Origin of the sequence: Peptoniphilus equinus (assembly GCF_027921445.1) — a bacterium.
Lineage (GTDB): Bacteria > Bacillota > Clostridia > Tissierellales > Peptoniphilaceae > Peptoniphilus > Peptoniphilus equinus.
Window position 1 is genome coordinate 991,224 of record NZ_CP115667.1, and the last position, 24,574, is coordinate 1,015,797.

A 24,574-nucleotide genomic window follows, 5' to 3' on the forward strand; every position below is an offset into this window, starting at 1 on the left:
CCTCTAATTTTTGGAATGTTGTCCATACCTCGTGCTAATGTATAATTCAATGTCATACTTAGGGACTTTTTCCAAGGCTTAATAATGGCTTTACGTCCTTTTGGTATCTGAGACTTTAAGAAAGCTTTAAACTCTCTTAAATATCTGTCATTATTAATTTTTTCTGACAAAATAGTTGTGAATAATTTAAACGCGTTCAACGTATCACCTCTCTTTTTCCACACTAAAAAAAGGATAACTCTCGTTATCCTTTTTAGTGCAATTCCAATCTCACCTTAACGAATTGTGGTAAGGCATTGGTATTTTTTGATAAATTTTATACTTTGTATGATTCTTGTAGTCAAAAAAGCTTGAATTTACTTGCTTTCAGAGTTTACCAGTTGTTCCTTATCTACTAACGGCTTCATCGTTGGGAAGAAGACAATATCGCGAATGGATGCCTGGTCAGTAAGCAGCATAATCATGCGATCAACGCCGATACCTAAACCACCTGTCGGCGGCAATCCCACTTCAAGAGCATTCACAAAGTCCGTATCCATTGGATGAGCTTCTTCGTCACCGGCGTCTTTTTCACGAAGTTGTGCTTCAAACCGTTCTTTTTGGTCAATAGGATCGTTGAGTTCCGAGAAAGCGTTAGCAAATTCCCAACCGTTGATGAAAGCCTCAAAACGATCGGTCAGCCGCGGATCATCCGCACTGCGCTTAGATAAAGGTGACACTTCCACAGGATAGCCGGTAACAAAAGTTGGCTGAATTAATGTCGCTTCACAAAACTCATCAAAGAATTCTGCCAAAATTTTGCCTCGCGTCCAACCTGCTTCGACATCAATGCCTTTGGCTTTCGCAATCTCGTGAGCCTGTTCGTCTGTGTCAATAGAGTTAAAGTCCACCCCGGTCACTTCGCGCACCAAATCTGTCATGGTGACACGACGCCATGGGGCCTTAAGATCAATATCTCGGCCTTGATAGTTCACAACTGTGGTATCGTGTACCGCCAGCGCACAGGCTTCAAAAATCTCTTCTGTGATGGTCATCATGGTATGATAATCGGCATATGCTTCATAGAGCTCGATGTTGGTGAACTCCGGATTGTGACGGGTATCCATGCCTTCATTTCTAAACATTTTGCCCATTTCATAGACCTTGTCAAAACCGCCGACGATAAGACGTTTTAAAAACAGCTCATTGGCAATCCGAAGCTGCATATCCATGTCCAGAGTGTTATGGTGAGTGATAAACGGACGGGCATTGGCCCCGCCGGCGACAGTACCTAGAATTGGTGTTTCCACTTCCAGGTAGCCTCGATTGTCCAAATAGGCACGAATGGTTTTGATAATTTTAGAACGTTTTAAAAAGACGTCTTTAATTTCCGGGTTGACAATAAGATCCACATAGCGTTGGCGATATCTCAAATCCGGATCTTTTAAACCGTGCCACTTTTCCGGTAAAATAGTAAGTGATTTGCTGAGGAGGAGCGTTGCAGTTGCACGCACAGTGACTTCCCCGGCGTCCGTTTTAAATACAAGCCCTTCTACGCCGATAATATCACCGATATCGTAGCTCTTCATATCTTCATAATTATCTTCCAACACGTCTTTTCTTGCAAAAATTTGAATACGACCCTGCTCGTCCTGAATGTCCAAAAATGCAATCTTACCGTGACGCCGCTTGCTCATAATACGTCCTGCGACAGACACCGGCTGCTCTTCCAATGTTTCAAAATCAGCTTTAATCGTTTCGGAATGATGTGTCACGTTGTAGCTGGATACTTGAAATGGATCCTTACCTGCGTCCTTAAGCTCGTTTAACTTATCACGACGGGCAAGAAGCATTTCATTTAACTTCTTCTCTTCGTTGTTTGCCATGACTGCTCCTTTATCAATTACAGTGAAATATTTAAAACTTCAAACTTGACGAGTCCGGCAGGCACATCCACCTCCACGGTGTCGCCTACTTTAAGGCCGATAAGCTTGGCCCCTACCGGTGACTCATTGGAAATCTTACCTTCCAAAGGATCTGCTTCAGCTGAGCCTACGATGGTATACTCATCCACTTCTTGCGTCTTCATATCTTTAACTTTCACTGTAGACCCGACATTGACAATATCTTCGTTAAGATCCGCTTCGGAAATGACTTTCGCATTGCGCACCATATTTTCCAACTTGGCAATCCGCTCTTCGACCAAGGCTTGCTCGTTTTTTGCTTCATCATATTCGGAATTTTCAGACAAATCCCCATATCCCAAAGCAACCTTGATCCGCTCTGCAACTTCCTTGCGTCGAACAGTTTTCAGGTGTTCGATTTCATTTTCAATTTTTTGTAAGCCTTCTTCAGTAAAAAATATGTCTTTTTCTGCCAAAATTATTCTCTCCCTATATAAAAAATAAGGCGTCCTCCGCCCCACGTTAACGATAAAATTCTAACTGATTATAGTAAATATCGCACTGTTTGTCAAGTTTTCGGCTTAATTACAAGAAAAGCTCCTCCATCAGGAGGAGCTTTTTTCTATTCAAATTTCAATCTTAACTCGCCGGTATCTGTCACAAGAAGCGGTATGCCGATTTGACCTTGTGATTTCACCTTTTCAAAAATAAGTTCACGATCCCGAAGTGACAGAAACTCTTTCATATAGGTGAGGTTTGCAGTAATGTCACGCTTCTCATAAACCACGCCTTCCGCTTCAAGTTTGGATTCAGCAGGCATTGTGTCCGGACACAGGGACGAATAGTACAAAATGTTCATAGCTCGCCGATTCATTTTTTTCGTTACTTCGCCTGTTCTTTCTTCGCTTTAGCTTCTTTAATGACACTTTCTGCAATTTGTACAGGCACTTCTTCGTAGCGAACAAATTCCATCGTAAAGGTTCCGCGACCTTGCGTCATTTGGCGAAGATCAATCGAATACTCAAACATTTCAGCTTGAGGTGCTTCTGCAATCAATAGTTGCGTGCCACCCTCTTGTTGATCCATGCCTAGAATCCGACCACGGCGTTTGTTCATGTCACCCATAACATCGCCTAAATAGTTATCCGGTACAATAACTTCCACACTCATAATTGGCTCAAGAAGAATCGGTTTAGCCTCTTCCATACCTTTCTTGAAGGCCAGGTTTGCAGCCATTTTAAAGGAAACTTCGTTGGAGTCCACATCGTGGTAGGAACCATCATAGAGTGTCGCTTTGAAGTTGGTCACAGGATAACCTGCCAGGACACCGTGTTCTTTAGATTCGATGATGCCCTTCTCAACCGCAGGGAAGTAGTTCTTTGGTACAGCGCCGCCAAAAACTTCTTCAGCGAATTCAAATTCTTCTGTGGAAGGTTCAAAGCGGATCCATACATCGCCGTATTGTCCTGCACCACCGGATTGTTTCTTATGTTTGCCTTGTACCGATGCCGTGCCTTTAATAGTTTCACGATAAGGAATAATGAAAGGAACAATATTGACTTCCACACCAAAAGTATTCTTAAGTTTTTCCAAGATAACATCCAGTTGAACCTTACCTTGACCGCCCACGGTAAGCTGTTTCGTCTCGGCATTGCGTTCAATGACAATGGACGGATCTTCTTCACGCAATTTACGCAGTGCAGTGGAAAGTTTTTCTTCATCACCTTTCGTCTTAGCTTCTAAAGCATAATACAATACCGGCTTCGGCAGCTTTGTGGATTTGAAGGTGACAATATGATTCTTATCGCAGAGCGTATCCCCTGTTTCGGTAAATTGCAGTTTCGTCGTAGCTCCGATATCGCCGGCATAAATTTCAGACACTTCCAGCTGCTGTTTGCCCTTCATGATAAAGAGACCGCCAAGTTTTTCAGCTTCCTCACGCGTAGAATTGTAAAGCGGTGTCTCTTTGGTGATCTTACCGGAGATGACTTTAAAGATACTGATCTTACCTACAAACGGATCGACAATGGTTTTGATAACACCGGCAGCAAACGGCTCGTCTGTGGAGACAGTGCGTTCCTCGCCGCTGACATAGCGAAAACCTAAATGCGCACGCTCATCATCCGGTGCCGGCATATAGTTGACGATGGTGTTAAGCAAAATGTCAATGCCGATGCCCTTTTCTCCTGACCCGACGAGAAGCGGTACAGCATCCCCTTCCAAAAGGGCTGTCGTTACACCGCGAAGCAAATCTTCACGAGTGAATTTTTCACCGCTGAAATACTTATCCATTAAAACTTCATCAGATTCAGCCACAACTTCTGCAATTTCTTCATACATTCTTTCCGTAGCTTTAATCTGATCGTGAGTAAGTTCCGTTTCAGAAGGTGCACCTTTGTCATATTTGAACCCTTTTTGATAGATGACATCGGTGACGCCGATAAAGTTTTCCCCTTCGCCAATAGGTACGGAGAACGGAATGACTTTCTTTCCGAAAGCTTCTTCCAATTCTTCCATTAAGCGACGGAAGTTGACATTTTCACCGTCGATTTTGTTGATGAAAATGATCCGTGGCAATCCAATTTTTTCTGTGTATTTCCACATCCGTTCTGTTCCGACTTCAATGCCTGCTGTCGCATCGATGACCATCAGCGCCGCTTCCGAAGCACGCAGTGCACCGTAGGCTTCCCCGACAAAATCCATATAACCCGGGGTATCTATGATATTAACTTTAGTGTTTCTCCATTCAACAGGTATAATTGAGGTTCCAATGGAAGTGCCGCGTTCCATTTCTTCTTTGGAAAAATCTGAAACGGTATTTTTTTCGGAAACATTCCCAAGCTTTTGCGTGGCACCGCTTTGGAACAGCATAGCTTCCGTCAAATTGGTTTTGCCGCTTCCCGAGTGGCCAACAAGAGCTAAATTGCGTACCTGATCTGTTTTATATACCTTCATAACATCCTCCTCAAGTTGAAATCGTTTTACTCTATAAGTATACCACATTTTAAATATTTATCACCTATTTTCTTTGGCAACTTGCGAAAGTGTTAAATGTTGCTTTGGACTTTATGGCATTCATCTTTAAGTTCGCTTTTTAAATTGGGTATATAAAAATAAAAATTAATCTGGAGGAATAATATGAAGTGGAGAGGACGTCGTGCAAGCGGCAATGTGACAACCGGGAGCGGTAGCCGCCGTGGCGGGATGCTGCCTGTAGGAGGCGGCATTGGCTTTATTATACTTTTGCTGTTGAGCTTTCTCATGGGACGTAACCCCTTGGATCTCATGAGCGGTGGTACTCAAGGGCCGCCACAACAAGCACAGCAGGCACAATTGGACGAGCGGGGCCAATTCCTATCCGTTGTCCTTGCCGACACAGAAGATGTTTGGACTAAAATTTTTAATGAACATGGTGCCGAGTACCAAAAGCCGACACTGCATCTCTATGAAGGCGGCGTTCAGTCTGCGTGCGGTTATGCCTCTTCAGACATGGGACCTTTCTACTGCTCCGGTGATGATGTCGTCTACATAGACACCACTTTCTATGACGATTTGAAGACCAAATACGGTGCTACCGGAGACTTTGCCTTGGCCTATGTACTGGCGCATGAAGTAGGCCATGCCGTTCAGAATCGTATCGGCACGCTGCAGCAAGTCTTTGCATTACAAGATCAAATGTCCGAGACGGAATTCAATCAATATATGGTACGTCTCGAACTTCAAGCGGATTACTATGCCGGCGTCTACGCGCACTTCGCCGAAGCACAAGGCTATCTGGAGCCCGGCGACATTCAGGAGGCTATGAATGCAGCGGCAGCTGTAGGTGACGATCGTATTCAACAGCAAACTATAGGCCGCTCTATACCTGACTCGTTTACCCACGGCACCAGCGAGCAACGTATGCGTTGGTTCATGAAAGGTTACGAGTACGGCACATTAGAAGACGGCGATACCTTTAGCGCCACAGAATTATAAACACAAGGGAGCTTCGGCTCCTTTTTTTATGGCGTCGTTCGACGTCCTTCAAGCGTCGGCTGTCATTCTGCGACGCTCTAAGGCCAAGTAAGTGCCATAGAAAAATAGGTTCCTACACACCTGTAAATGTATCCCTCATAACGTTTGATTTTTTAAATACCTTATTTTAAGCATTGTTTACAAGGTTTCAAAGTTTGATATAATAGGCTCATGAACAAGAATGAACTCTCCATACAAAGTAAAAATAATTATAACAAGTTCAAACCGGCCATCTTTGCTTTGGTTGCCATCCTCATTCAAAGCGTGGTACTGATTGTACTGTACTTTAAGTACTCTCATCTTCTTTACATTACCTCGCCGCTATGGGTAGTTCTGAGCACGGCTTTTATGATCTATGTCATCAATCGCGAGGCCGATCCCACGTATAAACTCGCCTGGATTCTTATCGTGGCAGTGATGCCCATCTTTGGCATACTTCTCTACCTGCTTCTCCAGTTTATTCCCGGACGTCGCTCAGTCCACCACAAACTTGAGCAAAACATCTTGGAATCCAAACTGTATAATTTGCAGGACAGCGCCATAAAAGACCGGTTAATTCAGGCGGATAAACAGTGGGCCAACACGGCACAGTACTTAAATGACTTTGCGTCTGCGCCCACATTTACCGGCACCGCTACCAAGTACTATGCCATCGGTGAAGACTATTTTGCCGACTTGCTGAGCGATCTGCAAAGGGCGAAGCGGTCTATCATGATGGAATATTTTATCATCTCCCCCGGCAAACTGTGGTCCAGTATTGAAGCCATCCTCATTGAAAAGGCCAAAGCTGGTGTGGATGTCAAATTGATGTACGACGGGACTAACAGCATCAACCTTCCTGTAGGTTTTTTTAAACCTTTGGAAGACGCCCATGTCAAAGTCAACGAGTTCTCTCCTATTTCAGCTTTTTTAAACACGGTGCTCAACAACAGAGACCACCGTAAGATTACCGTCATAGACAACACCATCGGCTACACCGGCGGTGTGAACCTTGCTGATGAATACGCCAATATTATAGACCGCTTCGGCCACTGGAAAGATACGGGACTGCGCTTGGAAGGTCCCGCTGTCCAATCTTTGACCATGACCTTTCTTCAGCTGTGGAACTTGCCGGAGCCTATTGAGGAGTACAGTCTTTACACCGAAGCGGCACCTCTGCCGGATCAAGAGAGCTTTGTGGTCCCATTTGCGGATGACCCGAACGACTTGGAGTCCGTTGCAGAAAATATCTTTGTCGATGTACTGTCTCGCGCCCGGCATTACGTCTACATTATGACACCTTACCTCATCTTAAGTGACCATATGTCCTTTGCGTTAAAACTTGCCGCAAAGCGAGGTATTGATGTGCGCATCATCATGCCTCACATTCCCGACAAACGAATTCCTTTTCTTGTAGCTCAAACCTACTACCCGGACTTAATCAAAGCCGGTGTAAAAATTTATCAGTACCGACCAGGTTTTGTCCACGCCAAAGTGGTGCTTTCAGATGATATAGTCAGTATTGTTGGAACGATTAACTGTGACTATCGAAGTTTTCACCACCACTATGAAAATGGCGTATTGTCCTTAAACCGTGATCTTGCTCTAACCATCAAATCCGACTTTGCATCTACCCTTGAAGCATGTTACGAAATGAGTTTTTATGCCTATAAAAAACTGCCGTTAAAAGACCGGATATTGGGAAAGATTTTTCGAATCTTCGCACCTCTCATGTAGTTTCACAAGTAAAGTCGCACTATGAAATCAGACTCGCTCGTAGTAAGTCTGATTTTTTCATGGCCTCTTTTCTACAAGAATACCGGCACGGCGACACACTAGAAATCAACTCCTAACACTAAAAAGCCCAATGTCATTCAACACGACATTGGGCTTTTTTACGTCTTACGTTGTATCCAATATGGGGACAAGTGACTATACCGACAGCTTATTCAGTGTAAATAGGTCTCCTTTGGACTTAACTGCCGGCGCACAGCTTCTCCCAGCGCCGTTATCGCAAAGAGTGTCACAACCAAAAAGAGTCCCGGTATCACCACCATCCACCATGCCCCGGTAAATAAACTGCGATTGGAAAAAGCTAAGAGACTTCCCCAAGACACAACGTCAATAGGAAGTCCTAAACCCATAAAGCTCAGCGTGGCCTCAAAAATCATCGCTGTACGAAGTTCCATGACGATCATAAAAATAACAGCAGGCAAAAAATTCGGCGCCAGATGGTGTATAAGAAGGTGGAAAAAGCCGCCGCCCATAGCTTTAGATGCCACAAAAAAGTGTGCGGTACGAATTTGCTTCACCTCGGTTGCCACGACCTTAGCCATGGTACACCACCCGGTCAGACCGATGGCGACAGCCATGCCCACGACACTGCGCCCAAAGATGCCTTGGAAAAAGACCACACTCAGCAGCGTCGGTACACTTAAAACAATTTCCAGAAATCGCATCATAACACCTTCCAATGAATCGTTCAGTCCACTGAGCGCCCCGTAGATCACGGCAATCCCCGTCGAGATAACCGTCGCCAATATACTAATCGTCAGTGACACTTGTCCACCATGCCATATACTTGAAAAGAGATCCCGCCCCAGACCGTCAGTCCCAAAAAGAAAATCTCTGCCGGGACTTTCATAGACGTGGTTCACATCGAGAAACCGCGGCGACAGCGAGGCCAATTGATCGGCGAACACACATCCCAACACAATACTCCCTAAGACAATACCTGCAAGAGCTGTTGAAAATTTGATCTGTCGTTGCCTCGTCATCTCACCCTCCTCATGCGTTTAAATCGCGGATCCAACAGACGATTGCACGTCGAAGCCAAGGTACTGCTCCCCATGACCAGCGTCCCGCTAAACAGACACACCAGCATCAGGACATTATAGTCGCCGAATTGCGCACTTTCATAGGCAAGACTCCCTATACCGGGATAAGAAAAGACCATTTCCACCGTATAGGTACCGGTTAAAATATGACCAAGGGATACCATCATCAGGCTGAGGTAACTTGGTACCACGCTCCGAAGGCAAAGCCCGAATACAATAGCCCTTCGGCTCATGCCTTGAGCTCGACTCAATAAAATGTAGTCCTTTTTAAATTCCTCAAGCATACGATTGCGTACAAAATAACTGTAGTACCCTAAATGACTTAAGATGAGCACTGAGGCAGGTAAAATCAAATGTACACCTCGCCCCAAAAGCGTATCGCGACCTACATCATAGGCGCCGCTTGAAGGCAAAAGCTTAAAGGTGACACTGAAAATAAAGATAAAAAGCAGTGCCAACCAAAATTCGGGGACGGCACTGCTGAGTGTCCCTAAGCGTCGAAGCCACTTGTCCAGCCTGCCGCCTTCATGCCACGCCGAAAGAGTTCCCAGACTCAACGACCCGATAATGAGTCCGACGAAACTGACTCCCCCAAGAATGAGGGTATTGCCCAAGCGATCCGCCATGACCTTGAGGGCATCTTCTTTATACTTAAAGGAGATCCCGAACTCCCCGCGACTCGCTTGTTTGAGCCAAAGACCGTACTGCGTCAACAGAGAACGGTCGAGGCCGAGTTTGGCACGGGCGGCGTCTTTGTCCTCGGCACTCATTCGCTCGACGCGTTCGCCATAATAGGATCTGAGCGGTTCGATCGGCGCAAGACGGGAGAGTGTAAAGACTAAAAATGAAAGTACCAGTAAACTCACGCCAAAAATTAAAATAGTTTTGACTTTAGCCATCGTAATCTCCCTTTCCCCATAGTGCCGATCTTAAAAGCGCTTTCGTGTAATCATGCTTCGGACGAGAGAATAACACGTCAGTCTTGTCCGTCTCGACTAGCCGTCCGCCCACCATCACACCTACACGGTCACAGAGATGGCGTACCGCCCCAAGGTCATGGGCAATAAATAAAATAGCGAACCCGTGGGATGCTCTCAGATGTGCCAAAAGTTCCATGATTTGCCCTTGTACCGCCACATCCAGAGACGAGACCGCTTCATCAGCAATCAAAAGCTTCGGCTCTGCAACGACTGCACGTGCAATGGCGACGCGTTGCCTTTCCCCTCCGGAGAGTTCATAGGGGCGCCGCTGTAAATAGCCGGCATCCAGTCCGACGTAGCGTAATTGAAACGCCGCTTCGTCCCGATAAGTACCTCGTTTTGGAGCAAGTTTTTGAATCTTTAGCGGCTCGGAAATAATATCCTGAACTGTCATCCTGGGATTTAAACTGTCAGCTGAATCCTGAAAAATAATATGTCGACTTCGCGCTAAACTCTTTTGATGTTGACGGCGGACTTTGCAGTTCGATATCTCCATGCCGTCAAAGATGATGGTTCCGGACGTGGGTTCAAGTAAATTCATCACACAGGCGGCAACCGTCGACTTGCCGCTTCCCGATTCGCCCACCAATCCAAAAATTTCCCCTCGCTTAATGTCAAAAGATACATTGTTAAGTGCCTGAAAAGGACCTTCCTCCAAAGCAAAGTGATGGCTCAAATGCGACACTTTTATAAGTGGCGTGTCGCTGTCATCCATTACTAAGGTCGGTTCATGAGGCACCAGGCGTTCCAACGACGGACTTTTATACTCCGTCCCATCCACGTTCGATCTCAAAAGCGTCAGCTCACCACGGTGCATCACCGCCACGCGATCGGCAATACCTTGTATCAAATCTCTGTCATGAGAGACGATGACTATAGAAATCCCCAAAGTCGCCTTGAGCTTTAAAAATAGCCTCGCCATATGAACTTTAGTCATCGCATCCAAGGCTGTGGTGGGTTCATCGCAAAGAAGAACTTCAGGATCACCACAGAGTGCAATGGCCACGACCATCCTTTGACACATGCCGCCGGAAAGTTCATGCGGGTAACGATGAAACCACAGCTCGGGATCTTGAAAACCTACCAACGCCATAAGTTCAATGGCTTTGTCATAGAGACCTTCCCGTGTGAAAGCCGTATGATGACGACGCAGTGCATCTTGGAGCTGTCGCCCCACCGTCATCGTTGGCACCAGTGACGACGACGGATCCTGAAGGACCATGCCGACTTTCTTGCCTCGCACGGTATTTCTCAATGTTTCTGAAGCATGCACCATCTCGACACCGCAAAGTGTAATACGCCCGGTGACAAGACTGTCCGGCAGAAGTCCCATAATACTTTTACACAACATACTCTTGCCCGCACCGGATTCCCCTATAATGCCCAGAATCTCCCCGGAATGCAGCTCGACACTAATATGCTGCAGCACCGGATCCTGTCTCTGTAACAAAGTGACGGTCAGGTCATCGATAGAAAGCGGCACCAGCTTGTTGGAAGGATGTCTGATTTTGTCGCGGGTCATGGCTCCAGAGTCCAATCGCACACGTTCCAAAAGATGCCTACGCCGTGATGCCCCAGCACCGTGTCGGGATCAATGCCGTGAAGTTTCGGATTCGACACATAGATGGCATCGATGTAACAGAAAAATGTATACGCCGGATCCTTGGCAAATTCAATTTGAAAATTTTTGTAAGCTTCCCTGCGGGCGCTATCATCGGCAGTCTGACGTCCTGCAAGTAGATAGGCGTCCACTTTTGCATTGGAATAGCCGGAATAGTTGGCGCCCTTGTCCGTGCCGAACACTTTATAGGTGTGATCGTCGGCATCAAAAGGTGAGCCCCATCCGATAATACACGCTTCCTGATTGCTCCAGTCAATGCCCTCTGAAGGCACGTACGCCTTGACATCCAAGCCTGCCTGTTGCAATTGTTGCGCGACGAGTTGAGCCATGTCCATTCTCACATGATCTCCCGGCGTGGCGTTAATGGTAAATCCAATCCGTTTGCCACCTCGTGTCCAATAGCCTTCACTGTCTTTGCGACAGCCTAACTGTTCAAAGAGCGTCTCGGCCTTGTTGGGATTAAACGCGTAATGTTCGACCCCCTCGTAGTTATACACATTTCTCTGAATGGGACTATAAGCCACATCCCCTCGACCCAAAAGCACCGTATTTAGCACATCGTCCCGATTGACGGCATAGTTGATGGCGGGAATTAAATCCCGATTTTCGATCCAATAAGGATTGGCAAAGTTGTAGAGAATCCCTCGATAGTCGGACGTGGTCATGTCATTGACAACATAGTCGCCACTTTTTTCAAAGGTTGCCGCATCTTTCGGTGTGACCTGAGCCAAATCCAACTCACCGCTTTGAAGTTGAAGGGCTTTGACTTCATCATCCGTGATAATTTTAAAAACAATGGTATCAATAGAGGCCACTTTGTCAAAATAGTCAGGGTTTTTTTCAAGGGTGATGGCTTGCCCGACATCCCAAGCTTTCAGTTTATATGGTCCTGTGCCTATCGGTGCTTTAAAAAAGTCCGCTTCTTGGAAGTCCTCGCCCTCCAAAAGATGTTTCGGCAACACCGCCATGGTCATATAGTCAAGAAAGGTGACATTGGCTTCCTTTAAATGAAAGACCACCGTCAAGTCATCCACCACATCAATTGCGGTGATGTCTTCAAAGTTCGGCGCATTTTCAGATCCGTTCTGCGGATTCATAATGGCCTCAATGGTAAACTTCACATCCTCTGCAGTAAAAGGCTCACCGTCGTGCCACGTGACACCGTCTTTTAGGTGAAAGGTATAGGTGCGTCCTTCATCGGACACATCCCAATCCGTCGCAAGTCGCGGTATGACATGATTATCTCCGTCATGATCCGTAAGACCGTCAAAAAGCAAAGCATTGATTTCTCCGTGTTCATCCATGGCCGGATTGATCCGTGTATAGTCACCGCTGCCATAGATCAGCGTCGATGTCGATTGCTGTTGCTGACAGCCGGTTATTATCAAGAGCAATGTTATTGCCATGAACAGTAGTGTTCTTTTCATCATTGACGGCACTCCTTCTCCAATCTGTCTATGACCTCATGTAACGATAAGTCGTGAGTTTTTGCCAGTGCCGTGATATCGTCGTACTCATACTTTTGACGGCGCACGCCATAGCCTGTGGAAATTTTCTTTCGAACTTCTCCTAAGGAACTTGATAGCGTCTCAATGGTGCGGTTTAAAACCACCCGTTTGCTTGCTGACTGACGAATACCGATAGTGGTAGTGTGTTTAAAGATAAGATGAATCATCGTTTCAAGATCCTGTCTGCGACACATCACCGCCAGTAAGATTCCCGGACGCGATTTCTTCATGCCAATGGGAATGGTGTAGACCTCCAAAGCGCCGTGTTCAAAGAGGACGTCCATGGCAAAGCCGATGGCCTCCCCTGTCATATCATCCACATTACACTGAAGCTCCACTACACCGCTTATTTCATCCTTTGCCTCGCCGAGAAAAACACGGACACAATTGGCCACGTCAAAATCTTTCGTGCCCATACCGTAACCGATACGCTCCACAGTCATGGCAGGCATTGTGATAAAATCCTCGGCAAAATGTTTTAAAAGTGCAGCCCCTGTGGGTGTACAGAGTTCCCCTTGAATAAAGTTGGTAAAGACCGGTATACCTTTTAAAATATTGACTGTCGCCGGTGTCGGCACAGGCATAATGCCATGAGCGCACTTCACTTGCCCCGTGCCCAGGTTGATCGGGGAGACCACCACACGAGGACTGCCCAATTTATCTATCATGTAGCAGAATGCGGTAATGTCGGCAATGGCATCGAACGTACCCACTTCGTGAAAGTGAATGTCCGCAACAGGTTTGCCGTGAGCCATACTTTCCGCATCGCCGATGACGGCATAAACTGCCTTGACATGATGTTTCACTGTCTCAGACAGTCGAAGACCGTCAATAATGGTTTCAATATCTGCCAAACTGTGATGTTGGTGGTCGTGACCGTGGTGCGTGTGATGGTGATGATCATGGTCGTGATGATCATGGTCGTGATGATCATGGTCGTGATAATCATGGTCGTGATGATCATGGTGAGGTATAGCGTGATGACAATCCTCACTCATTTCTTCTTCCCCATGGACCAGCACGCGCAGATGTGTCCCCGAAATACCGCACTTGACTGAAGACTCGCTTCGATAGGCTACCCCCTCAAGTCCTAAGGTATTCAGTTCATCCACGATCTGTCCTTTATCGTCAAAAAGTTCTAAAAGTGCGGCACTCAACATATCGCCTGCCGCTCCCATGTTGCATTCAATATAAAGTGTTTTCATACACCCTCCTATTTTTTCCCCATGTGATTCATCATACCGGCCAGGTATCCGGCACCGAAGCCGTTGTCAATATTGACCACGCTGACGCCGCTGGCACAGGAGTTTAACATGGATAACAGTGCCGATACGCCGCCAAAGGACGCACCGTATCCGACCCCGGTCGGCACGGCAATCACCGGACAATCCGCCATGCCGCCTATGACGCTGGCAAGTGCACCCTCCATCCCTGCAATAGCTATAATCACCGACGCATCCATAATCTCATCCATATGACTGAATAGGCGATGAATCCCGGCAACGCCCACATCGTAAAGACGCACCACTTCATTACCATGGATTTCAGCTGTAAGCGCCGCTTCTTCCGCCACGGGAATGTCTGAAGTGCCACCTGTTGCAACCACAATTTTTCCCAAGCCGCTTGGGCTTGGCATAGACCCTACAATGCCGACGCGAGCTTCGCTGTGATAAGTCAGCTCAAACTTCGATTCTAAATACGACGCCGCCTCCGCATTCAAACGTGTAATCAAAATGCGCTCTTGTCTGTTTTGAAGCATGGTAGTTATAATCCCTTCCATTTGCGTCTCTGTTTTGCCCGCGCCATAGATCACTTCAGGATAACCTTGAAGCGCCTTACGGTGTAAATCCACCTTGGCAAAGCCGATATCCTGGAAAGGGGCTTTTTTTATTTGGTGTAACGCATCGGCAACAGTCGTATCGCCCCGTTGTACCGATTCCAAAAGATCTTTTAATTCACTCATCTCGCAACTCCAAATCTATCACCACTTTGCTATAATCGCTCTTTAGTGTGTTCAAAATAGCCTCCCGATAACTCAAAGCTTTTGTCAAATCCTCTTTGGTGAGCTCCAACTTTGCCATATCGCCAATGCGTCGCACTCTGAAATCGTGAAATCCCATCCCAAAGAGAAAGTTCTCCGCCCGTTCCGTGGCAGCCAGCTTGTCGCCAGTGATCGCCTCGTTCGTTTTAATGCGAGTCGCAAGGCAGGCATAGGACGGTTTATCCCATGTGAAAAGACCTGCGTCTTTGGACCGCTCTCGAATCGTAGTCTTTGTCAGTCCACAGTCTCGAAGGGGCGACTTCACCGACAGCTCATTGAGTGCCTGCATCCCCGGCCGATCCCCCTCATCGTCAGAGATGTTGGTGCCGTCACAAAGTATGGTGAAGCCGTCTTTTGCCGCAGCCTCTATAATGGCTCCAAAGATTTGCTGCTTGCAAAAATAACAGCGGTTGGACGGATTGGCAACGACGTCGTCAAATTGTAAAACATCCAGCGATAGGATGTCCAAATCTGCGCCATACAATTTTGCAAAACGCTTGGCATCTTCAAGTTCAAAGGCAGGCTGAAAGGCTGACTTCACATAGTAAGCTTTCACCTCAACGCCGCTTTGAAGTGCCTCGTAAAGCAGATACGCCGAATCCACGCCGCCAGAAAAAGCAATGGCAATCCGCTGTAAATTTTTTAAATAGTCTCTGAGTTCCATAGTTCCTCCTAACAAAAAAGGTACACTATTCCCTCGTCTGAGAGAATGGCATACCTTCTAGCATACATTATCACAATTGTCACACGTCACGAGCTCTTCTAAGCTCTCAATCAACTTCCTGTTGAACCGTTTCTATTGAGTTTTAAACAGTTGAGCACATGATCGATAAATTTGCTCAGATTATACTCTTCAATCCCCATGATCATGTTGTGGCACTGATTGGTGGGAATCAAAAGTCGTGTGGCTGAACTCCGACCAATCGCCGCAGCTATGGTCTCGGTGATCTCGCCCATCAGGGAATCGGTAATGACAATACCGATAGGCCCGATGATATAATCCGCCATCTTCGACGCCACGACGACAGCGTTCTCTCCGGTGCCCGCCTGATCAGCCCCGGCTTTTAACATCGCCTGCGTGGCTATAGAATTGGTGCCCACGGCAAGTATGGTTGCACCGACATTATTTTTTTTTAGAGCCGCAATCACCTGTCGGCCAATGCCGCCGCCCTGTGCATCTACAACAAGTATATTCATAAAGTCTCCTGATTCTATGTTTTACTGTATTGTATCATGAACAGCCGGCTTATACCACTTTAAAGGTCAGCAATAGTCGTTCCGGTTTCACCTTTTAGACCTTCCGCTGCCTTATCAAGAGATGTGATAAGCGCCTTGCGGCCCGGTTTAGTTGCGGCAAATTCAATAGCTGCTGCCACTTTCGGCTTCATGGATCCTTCAGCAAACTCACCGTCATTCATATATTGAGTAGCTTCCTCAATGGTGAGATGGGAGAGCCACTTTTGATCCGGCTTACCGAATCGAATGGCCACCTGTTCCACTGCCGTTAAGATAATCAAGAGATCAGCATCTACAAGTTCCGCAAGTTTTGCCGTGGTGAAGTCTTTGTCAATAACAGCAGAGACGCCTTGATAAGTCCCTTCCTTTTCAATGACAGGAATCCCGCCGCCACCTGCTGCAATAACGATGTGACCCAAGTTAAAGAGGGCTTCAACGGATTGCTTCTCTACAATATCCACAGGCTTTGGAGAAGGCACCACACGTCGATAACCGCGTCCGGCATCTTCTTTAAAGACAAAGCCTTTTTCCGCCATGGCATCCGCTTCTTCTTTAGTATAAAATGCGCCTACCGGTTTAGTCGGATTGGAGAAAGCTGGATCGGCCTCATTCACAACGACTTGAGTGACAACAGTGGCCGTAGGCACTGCCATGCCTCGAGCTTTTAATTCGTTGTCGATAGCATTTTGTAAGTGATAGCCAATATAACCTTGGCTCATAGCACCGCATTCAGGAAACGGCATCTGCGGCGTCTTGGCTTCAGACTTTGAAGCCGCATCCATGGCAAGGTTAATCATCCCGACTTGAGGGCCGTTGCCGTGAGAAATAATAAGTTCGTTACCAGCAGCCACTAAATCCACAATGGAGCTCGCCGTATCTTTAACTGCCTGCTTTTGTTCTTCAGGGGTATTACCTAAGGCGTTGCCGCCGAGAGCTAAAACAATTTTACTCATATATCCTCCTTAGCTGTTCAGTGCTCGATCCACATTTCGTAAGAAATCCTGAGCATTGGTTACGATGGACACAGCAGTGAGTGTGCCGCGATCAGCAAGTTTATTCACTGCAAATTCTTGAATATCAATAGTGTACAGATATACCGGACGGACAACACCGTCAAACGTATTATAGCTTGGGGTCATGTTGCCGGTTGCAATGGTAAAGAGAATAGCACCGACCATAATCATAGTTGACGTCTTTTTCGCATGAGAGCGCATCGTATTTTGTGCCGTATAGACATTGTTGATCGTCTCAGGCAGACCGTAGCGATCCCGAATAGTGCCGGAGAGCACAAACGGTACATCCATTTCCACACAGGCTTTGATAAACCCGTCTTTCACTTCACCGGATTCCACGAGAGCTTTTGTAGAGCCGTAACGACGCGCTTTGTTAATGACGGAATACATCATCCGTGTCGTGTTTTGTTCTTTTTTAAAGGAAGTTTGTCCCCATGTTGTGCCATAGATGCCTCGTTCCAGATCAAAGGCAGCCGTTTCCGTACCGCAGAAAATGGCCTGAACATAACCTGCTCTGATGAGGTGTTCCAATGCCATGCGGGAATCTCGATCCAGCGCCACAGCTGTGCCCACAATCATGGTGACATAACCATTGTTCTCTTTTTCGTGACGAAGCACGTCATAAAGGGTGTCATAGTCCACGGAGAAAGCTGTCTCCCGTGATCTGCCGGCACGAAAAGCGAAGGTGTCGCTTTCTGAAGACTCTTCATTGAATCCGTTAGTCCAGACATAAATACCTTCCGAAGCATCTTCTGTGCGTCCGATAACTACTTTATCGCCTTTCTTTAAGTTTCTGAACTCGACAATTTCAACCCGTTCTTCTCCCGGGGTATCACGTGCCACACAGACAGTGTCCATACGTGACTGTTCCGCAAGGACCCACTTGCCGTTAATTTTAAAGTATTCCGGATAGATAGACAACGCATGATAGTGGCGCGGACTGATGCCGTCTCGCTGAACTTCTTCAAGCTTGGCATTCGGTGCCTGCTTCAAAAAGTCTTGTTCAAAATCCGGATGGTGGTACTTAGGCATTTCAAGTTTCATCAGTTCAGTTCTCCTTTCCCTTCTTCAGCGCTTCCTTGGGCTTTCACATAGTCCATTTCTTCTATTTCCATGGCGTCCATGAGGTTTTTATCGGCTGGTTTAACCAAAGCGCGCTCACAGTTGACCACAAAGTCCTGTACATTGGTGACCATTGGCGTATAAGCCATATATTCACGAGCTGCGCCCACCTTATTGACAACATTCTCTGTAATATCTACAGCAAACATATATACCGGACGCACGTTGCCGTCTTCCAGAACACGGTAGCCGGAAGCCATATTGGCCACAGAAAGATTGTGGAGCATGGTGGCAATACCGATGATGAGGGTCGCTTTATCCAACTGTTCTTTAGTTTTGCTAAGCGCTTGATCCTGATCGCCAATGACTTCAGGAAGCGGCCCGTCATCGCGAATCGACCCACTGAGGACAAACGGCACATCCATATCTGACAAAGTCTTGATAATCCCGTTTTTAACATTGCCTGTTGCAATAAAATCTTTAATGGAACCGATAGTGCGCACTTCATTGAGAAGGTCTAAGTGATTATAGTGTCCCATTGGCGCATTTTCCTGGGTGTAAATATTTTGCCCAAGCGCCGTATCCAGAAAGCCGCCTTCCAAATCGTGAGTACACATAGCATTGCCGCCAAGAAGACAGTTGATGTAGCCATTTTCAGCGAGTTGATTGAGAGCTTGACGTGTGTCATAGTCAAAGACCACCGATGGTCCTAAAACCCAAACAATGTGCCCGTTATGTGTCTTTTCATATTCCATAAGTTCAAAGAGGAAGTCGTAATCTTCTGAAAAAGAAGTTTCAACGGACTTGCCTCGCATGGTATAGACGTAGTCAGGGAAACCTTCAGGATAGAGCAGAATCCCCTCTTCGCCTTGAGTCTTTGAACCAACCACAACTTTGTCGCCTGCCTTGACATCGCGAAGTTCTTTAATATGCACCGTACCGCCTTCCAAAACGGCCACACAGTTCAGGGAATTTTTCTCAGGCAGCACCCAGTTGCCGTCCACTTTATAAAAGGTTGGCAAATGGCTGGTGAGATAAAAATCTTCAGGTACAACGCCATCTTTTTCTGAAGCTTCCCACGTCACATTTGGCATATCGACGTAGTGTTGAGCTTCAAAATCAGGTTTTTTAAATTCCGGTAATTGAAATTTCATTTTTCCTCCTTGAATGATTACTGTAATGTGACGACAAAGTCGCCGTCATAGGTGATGTGTGCAGTGTAAAGTCTACCGTGTTGAGAATCCATAGCCTCTATAGCAAGCGGCGTAAGGATTTGTTCTTCAATAAGTTTATTTAAAGCTTTGGTGCCTTGGGGACTCCTGTGAGCCTCCCGTCCCAGCACCTCGGAGACACTCTCGTCCCAAACAAGCTCAATATCGCTGTCTTTGAGTTCATCTTTAAGCAGGCCGAGGCGAAGAGTCGCCAGATCTGTCATGCCTTGCAGATTAAGCCGTTTGAGATGGTGCACGTCATTAAATGCATGACGGATACTTGCGGGAAGCGTTGTATCGCCGGCCTCTTCTGAGGTGATGGTTGCAATAACCATGGCATTGGTAAAGTCAATACTGCGACCTCTGCTGTCTTTAATCGTGCCGGCAGTTAACATTTCGCCGATGATAGCCAAGACATCTCGATGGGCCAGATCTAAATTTTCCAAAATAATGACACTGTAAGGCTTCGTACGAATCCGTTCGCTTAAATTGCCGCCCATCTCATAGCCTACATAGCCGGGCGGTGCGCCGATGAGCTTAGTCACCGCCGATTTCTCCGAGTACTCGCTCATGTCTAAACGAATGGCGCTTTGCTCGCCATCATACAGATACGTCGCCACAAGATTCGCCAAGTGCGTTTTACCTGTTCCCGAAGGACCTATAAAGAGGAACGATCCTACCGGTCGGTTCACACGAAATAAACTGGAACGCGATCTTGTATAGGCATCCACGATATCTCCAACGATCCGTTTCCCCTCAATAAAATGACTTTGAATCTGTTCTTTAACCTTTTCTATAAAACGCGTTTCATCACTTTCCAAACTTCGCACCGGCATCCCGGACAGCTTGGAGACAATAGCTTTGACATCTCGCTCCAACACGTCGGTTTTGATAGGATAAGTCGGCGACAATGCGTGCAGTGCCGCCAGCTCGTCGCTGTAACGCTGTTTTAAACGCAAAAGTTCTTCCAACTTCGTCACATCATCCCGCTGCGTGGCCTTCTTGATCTGACTTTGCAAGTCCTCCAGATCTGCCTTGAGGTTTGCAATGTTTTTAATCCGCGCCCGCTCATCATGATACGCTTCACATTCGCGATGATAGTGATTCCGCTTCGCCTTCAGGGCAGCTTCTAAGGTATGGGCCTTATCGTTCCCATTGTCTCTCTCAATAATAAGCGCTATTTCCTGTGCTTCGATCTCCTGTTTGAGGCGGCTTAACGCTTTCGGCATGGCATCGGCTTCCATCTTCACCATGGCCGAGGCTTCATCGATAATGTCAATGGCTACATCCGGCAACTTCCTGGCGCTGAGATAGCGCTTGGCAAGTTTCACCGCTGCGATCATCGCGCTCTCGGTAATCGTCACACGATGGAAATTTTCATACTTTGACTTAATCCCTTGAAGAATAGCCACTGTGGCCGTCTCAGACGGCTCTTCCACCAGAATCTTTTGAAAACGTCGATCCAGTGCACTGTCTTTTTCAATGTAAAGTTTATACTCGTCCAATGTAGTGGCACCGATGGTGAGAATCTCACCGCGCGCCAGCATAGGCTTTAAAATATTAGAAGTGTCCATGGTGCCTGAAGTATTCCCTGCGCCGATAATCATATGAATCTCGTCGATAAAGAGAATAATGCGTCCATCGGACTCGCGAATGATATCCAGTACTTTTTTTAAACGATCTTCAAAATCGCCGCGATATTTGGCACCCGCAATCAGGGAGGTCATATTGAGAGAAAAGACAATTTTGTCCTGCAACCCCTCCGGAACGTTGCCCGCATCAATCTGCTGCACCAGGCCTTCCACAATAGCGGTCTTGCCTACACCGGACTCACCGATAAGAACGGGATTGTTTTTAATCCGTCGCGATAGAATACGAATACAACTTTCCGTTTCCTGTTCACGCCCTATAATCGGATCCAATTTCCCCGCACGAGCTTCGTCCGTAAGATTGCGCCCGTATTGTAAAAGAATCTTCAAATCTTCTTCAGAAATCCCCTTGGCAAGGCGCTCTTTGTCTCGTCGAAGCAGTTCCTGATTCAATGTCTCAAACGTGATGTGGTAGCGACCGATGAGCTTCGCAGCCGCCATGTCCTCATCTTTAAGCAGCGCTAAAAAAAGCGTCGTCACACTGACAGTACTTTCAAATCGACTTCGGGCTATCTCTTCAGCCAAAACCAGCATTCTTTGATACGAGCGACTCACATAGAGTTTGCTCACACCTTTGGGACTGGCGAGTTTGAGCACAGCGACCTCTAATTCCTCCCGCACTGCTTTAACCACCACCCCCATAGCCGATAAGATATGAGAGATGGTGCCTGAAGGATCGCTTAACATTGCAAGCATCACATGGAGATCCGTCACTTCAGTATTCTTTTTTTGAATGGCCAAATTGTGAGCCGCTTTAATATAGCCTATGGCGCCTTGAGAAAACTTTGACGTATCCATAGTATCCTTTCGTTTAAGTAACTTAACCGATAAACATCCAAATTAAATGAGCTGCCATACCGGCACCAATGCCGCCAATAGTATGAGAAATGATGGCATAACCGGTCATCTCTTTAGTATTGAGAGCATCCATCATGGCAATGTGCGTGGACAGATATCCGCTCCAGCACATACAAATTGCAGTAAATACCGCAATGTCATTGCCTGTGACCTTACCGGCAGACGCCATGTTAGTCACAATGCCGATAGCCGCACCGCTGGATCCGAGTGCCGTGAGAGGTACCGCGATGGCATCCGGTGAATTGAATCCGAACAGCGGCCTTGTAATAAAGCTGATTTTCTCACCTAGAATGGGAAGAATCCCTACGCCTTGGTTGGCCGATCCGTTGTATATACCGGCATCCCCCACGCCGTTAGTGAGCATAATAACCAGTGTGCAGATGAGAAGCACCCCAGGAATAATGGACATACCCATATCGACACCCACCTTGCCGCCTTCAAGAAGGGATTGAATAAACCGTGTTCCCACAGAACCGTCCCGAACGGCACGATGACCTGCCGGTATCGTTGCTCCCAAAGTGGTTTCCACTCTGGCCTCGGTACCGTAATACTTTTTCGTATGGGTCATCATAATGCGTACGGAAATAATACTTCCCACAACTGCACCGCCAACGCCAACTAAAGCAGCTTTAACAGCATTTTCTACCGGAAGACTCATCATGGTCGTTGAGATAATAAGACCCATGCCAAAAGCTGTACCTAAGTTGGTCAACGCCGGCAATTGATATTTTTTAAAATAACGGCGGAAGTTGTCGTCGTAGGCCAAAGTTAAAATTGCAGGGTTATCTGATAAAAAGCAATTGAGCATACCCAGAGATGATGCTCCCGGCAAATCATAAATAGGCCCCATGACTTTGGACAGCCCGCGGTTGATAAGTGCGATAACCCCAAACTCGGAAAAAGTTCCGGAGATACCGCCTGCAAGGACCGCAACACCCAGCAGATAAAAACAGACATTGATCAACAGATCAAATGATGTGGCCATCATTGTCTTCATCATATTAGTGCCGCCCATCACTTTGCCCATGGCGATAAAAAAGCCCAAAAATAAAATTAGAAATATAAAAGTCTCTCTGCTGATATCTTTTTTAAATTTAACGTTATTGTTCTCCATAATCGCCCCGTATACATAGGATGAAATAGAACATCCGGAGTCAGTTGGCTCCGAATGTCTATAAAGCTATTTTTTAACTGGTTTACTTCTTAGATTTTGCTCCGGGATAATATTTCGGATCATTGAAGAATTCATCTGTCAATTCTTTAATTTCCCCACTGAGTAAAATCATACCTAACATGTTCGTAAAGACCACAAGGCCTAAGGTGAAGTCTAAAAATACGCCGGCATTTTCAAAAGATACAAATCCGGCAAGTACTGCCATAAAGCAAGATACATAGCGCATAACTTTACCGAAGCGGGTGCCGAAGAGATATTCGCCAAGCTTTTCAGTGTAGAATGCGATAACAATAATAGTTGAAAGTACGAAGAGGAACAAGCTGACTGCAATGACAATGGTACCGATTTGTCCAAAAGCAGAGTTAAAAGCACGTTCTACAGCGATGTTTGCAAGTTCAGGATTCTTGTAGTTTCCGGTTACCATAACGATTAATACGGATACGGTACATACGATAATGGTATCGGCAACAACTTCAAAGATGCCCCAGAGACCTTGGCGTGCAGGGTGGTCAGTAACAGCTGTACAGTGTGCATAAGGTGCTGAACCCATACCGGCTTCGTTGGAATAGCATCCACGAGCTGCACCGGCTTTTAACATTTGAAGGAAGAGCCCACCGGCACTACCGCCGGCAATAGCTTGCGGTTGGAAAGCACTCTTGAAAATAATGCTAAGTGCATTAGGCAGTTCCCCGATATTCATAACGAGTATGATAAGACCGAACACTAGATAAAGTGCAGCCATGAACGGTACCAATTTTTCAGTAACTTGGCCGATACGTTTAATTCCGCCTAAAACTACCAGAGCTACGATAATAGCGATGATAATTGATGCGACGACACGTGAAAGACCTAATTGCTCCAATGGACCGGTGGCGGAAATAGTTTGAACCGTAATGGACGGTAAAATCTCAATCATGAAGAAAAATGCGACTAAGAAGCCCATAACTTTACCGACTGTGCCGCCAATACCCTTTTTAAACGTATAGGCAGGACCGCCGACATATTCGCCGTCGTCGTTGACTTCCCGATACTTAATCCCCAGGACGATTTCACCAAACTTAGTGGCTTGACCGATGATACCGGCAACCCACATCCAGACAATGGCGCCGGGACCTGCGGTAAAGATAATGGATGGTGCAACAACGATATTAGCGGCTCCGATGGATGAAGCTAAAGCTGCAGATGCGGCTTGGAACGGGCTGACAGTCCCTTCTCCGCCTACCTCTGAATTGAACATTTTCCCAAAAGTTTGTTGCATGGCAAACCCAAAGTGGCGAATTTGTACAAACCCCGTGCGCACCGTAATGATAATACCGCCGACGAGCAGAACAATAAGAATAGGCCAACTCCAGGCCCAGTTGGTTATAGTGGTTATAAAATCAATAATAGCTTGCATACGTTTTCTCCTTTAAAGTGATGAACAATCTCCCCGGACGAAACCCTCGCCCAAGTTATAATCTATTTCTGCAATGCTATGGAAAGTCCCAAGTGCCTAAGGCACTTGGGCT

The 24,574-nt window shown here is 46.6% G+C and carries 20 protein-coding genes; 2 read left to right on the forward strand and 18 right to left on the reverse strand.

Going from position 1 to position 24,574, the window contains the following annotated elements; all coding sequences use genetic code 11:
* Window positions 1-356: 356 nt before the first annotated feature.
* The 4 genes from lysS to fusA all read right to left on the reverse strand — a co-directional run bounded on the left by lysS (window position 357) and on the right by fusA (window position 4,838).
* Window positions 357-1,865: a lysine--tRNA ligase gene (lysS, locus tag O6R05_RS04785; protein ID WP_271190860.1), complete on the reverse strand. Its 1,509-nt coding sequence runs from the start codon at window positions 1,863-1,865 to the stop codon at window positions 357-359.
* A gap of 17 nt (window positions 1,866-1,882) precedes the next feature.
* A complete protein-coding gene (gene greA / locus O6R05_RS04790) occupies window positions 1,883-2,359 on the reverse strand; it encodes a transcription elongation factor GreA (RefSeq protein WP_271190861.1) in 477 nt (158 codons plus the stop codon).
* A gap of 146 nt (window positions 2,360-2,505) precedes the next feature.
* Window positions 2,506-2,742 carry a glutaredoxin gene (locus O6R05_RS04795; RefSeq protein WP_271190862.1) on the reverse strand — a complete coding sequence of 79 codons (237 nt, stop codon included), beginning with the start codon at window positions 2,740-2,742 and terminating at the stop codon, window positions 2,506-2,508.
* 23 nt (window positions 2,743-2,765) lie between these two features.
* A complete protein-coding gene (fusA, locus tag O6R05_RS04800) occupies window positions 2,766-4,838 on the reverse strand; it encodes an elongation factor G (protein WP_271190863.1) in 2,073 nt (690 codons plus the stop codon).
* 183 nt (window positions 4,839-5,021) lie between these two features.
* Between fusA and ypfJ the strand changes: the two genes are divergently transcribed.
* Entirely contained in the window at window positions 5,022-5,858 is an 837-nt protein-coding gene (gene ypfJ / locus O6R05_RS04805) for a KPN_02809 family neutral zinc metallopeptidase (protein WP_271190864.1), read from the forward strand.
* Window positions 5,859-6,068: 210 nt separating this feature from the next.
* A complete protein-coding gene (gene cls, locus O6R05_RS04810) occupies window positions 6,069-7,613 on the forward strand; it encodes a cardiolipin synthase (RefSeq protein WP_271190865.1) in 1,545 nt (514 codons plus the stop codon).
* Window positions 7,614-7,825: 212 nt separating this feature from the next.
* Here cls and O6R05_RS04815 read toward each other — a convergent pair whose 3' ends face one another.
* The 14 genes from O6R05_RS04815 to O6R05_RS04880 form a co-directional block, all read right to left on the reverse strand.
* The gene (locus tag O6R05_RS04815) at window positions 7,826-8,653 is read right to left on the reverse strand and encodes an ABC transporter permease (RefSeq protein WP_271190866.1); all 828 of its coding nucleotides are present in this window, start codon (window positions 8,651-8,653) and stop codon (window positions 7,826-7,828) included.
* Window positions 8,650-9,612: an ABC transporter permease gene (locus O6R05_RS04820; protein ID WP_271190867.1), complete on the reverse strand. Its 963-nt coding sequence runs from the start codon at window positions 9,610-9,612 to the stop codon at window positions 8,650-8,652. Before O6R05_RS04820 ends, O6R05_RS04815 begins: the two co-directional genes overlap by 4 nt.
* A complete protein-coding gene (locus tag O6R05_RS04825; protein WP_271190868.1) occupies window positions 9,605-11,215 on the reverse strand; it encodes an ABC transporter ATP-binding protein in 1,611 nt (536 codons plus the stop codon). The genes O6R05_RS04820 and O6R05_RS04825 overlap by 8 nt, the downstream gene beginning before the upstream one ends.
* Window positions 11,212-12,744: an ABC transporter substrate-binding protein gene (locus O6R05_RS04830; protein WP_271190869.1), complete on the reverse strand. Its 1,533-nt coding sequence runs from the start codon at window positions 12,742-12,744 to the stop codon at window positions 11,212-11,214. Before O6R05_RS04830 ends, O6R05_RS04825 begins: the two co-directional genes overlap by 4 nt.
* Window positions 12,741-14,027 (reverse strand): nickel pincer cofactor biosynthesis protein LarC, encoded by a 1,287-nt coding sequence (gene larC / locus O6R05_RS04835; protein ID WP_271190870.1) that lies wholly within the window; start codon window positions 14,025-14,027, stop codon window positions 12,741-12,743. Before larC ends, O6R05_RS04830 begins: the two co-directional genes overlap by 4 nt.
* Window positions 14,028-14,035: 8 nt before the next feature.
* Window positions 14,036-14,785, reverse strand: coding sequence for a nickel pincer cofactor biosynthesis protein LarB (gene larB, locus O6R05_RS04840; RefSeq protein ID WP_271190871.1), 750 nt, complete (start codon window positions 14,783-14,785; stop codon window positions 14,036-14,038).
* Window positions 14,778-15,527, reverse strand: coding sequence for an ATP-dependent sacrificial sulfur transferase LarE (gene larE, locus O6R05_RS04845; protein ID WP_271190872.1), 750 nt, complete (start codon window positions 15,525-15,527; stop codon window positions 14,778-14,780). The genes larB and larE overlap by 8 nt, the downstream gene beginning before the upstream one ends.
* 110 nt (window positions 15,528-15,637) lie before the next feature.
* Complete coding sequence (locus tag O6R05_RS04850; RefSeq protein ID WP_271190873.1) at window positions 15,638-16,060, reverse strand: DUF3842 family protein; 423 nt, start codon at window positions 16,058-16,060, stop codon at window positions 15,638-15,640.
* A 59-nt stretch (window positions 16,061-16,119) separates the two neighbouring features.
* Entirely contained in the window at window positions 16,120-17,052 is a 933-nt protein-coding gene (gene arcC, locus O6R05_RS04855) for a carbamate kinase (RefSeq protein WP_271190874.1), read from the reverse strand.
* A 9-nt stretch (window positions 17,053-17,061) separates the two neighbouring features.
* Window positions 17,062-18,156, reverse strand: a complete 1,095-nt coding sequence (locus O6R05_RS04860; RefSeq protein ID WP_271190875.1) for an ornithine cyclodeaminase family domain — start codon at window positions 18,154-18,156, stop codon at window positions 17,062-17,064.
* On the reverse strand, window positions 18,156-19,328 hold the full coding sequence (locus O6R05_RS04865) for an ornithine cyclodeaminase family domain (protein ID WP_271190876.1): 1,173 nt from the start codon (window positions 19,326-19,328) through the stop codon (window positions 18,156-18,158). Before O6R05_RS04865 ends, O6R05_RS04860 begins: the two co-directional genes overlap by 1 nt.
* A 17-nt stretch (window positions 19,329-19,345) precedes the next feature.
* Window positions 19,346-21,832, reverse strand: coding sequence for an ATP-dependent Clp protease ATP-binding subunit (locus O6R05_RS04870; RefSeq protein ID WP_271190877.1), 2,487 nt, complete (start codon window positions 21,830-21,832; stop codon window positions 19,346-19,348).
* A gap of 22 nt (window positions 21,833-21,854) precedes the next feature.
* Window positions 21,855-23,006, reverse strand: a complete 1,152-nt coding sequence (locus O6R05_RS04875) for a CD0519/CD1768 family membrane protein (protein ID WP_271190878.1) — start codon at window positions 23,004-23,006, stop codon at window positions 21,855-21,857.
* Between the two features lie 82 nt (window positions 23,007-23,088).
* The gene (locus tag O6R05_RS04880) at window positions 23,089-24,462 is read right to left on the reverse strand and encodes an alanine/glycine:cation symporter family protein (protein WP_271190879.1); all 1,374 of its coding nucleotides are present in this window, start codon (window positions 24,460-24,462) and stop codon (window positions 23,089-23,091) included.
* Window positions 24,463-24,574 lie beyond the last annotated feature (112 nt).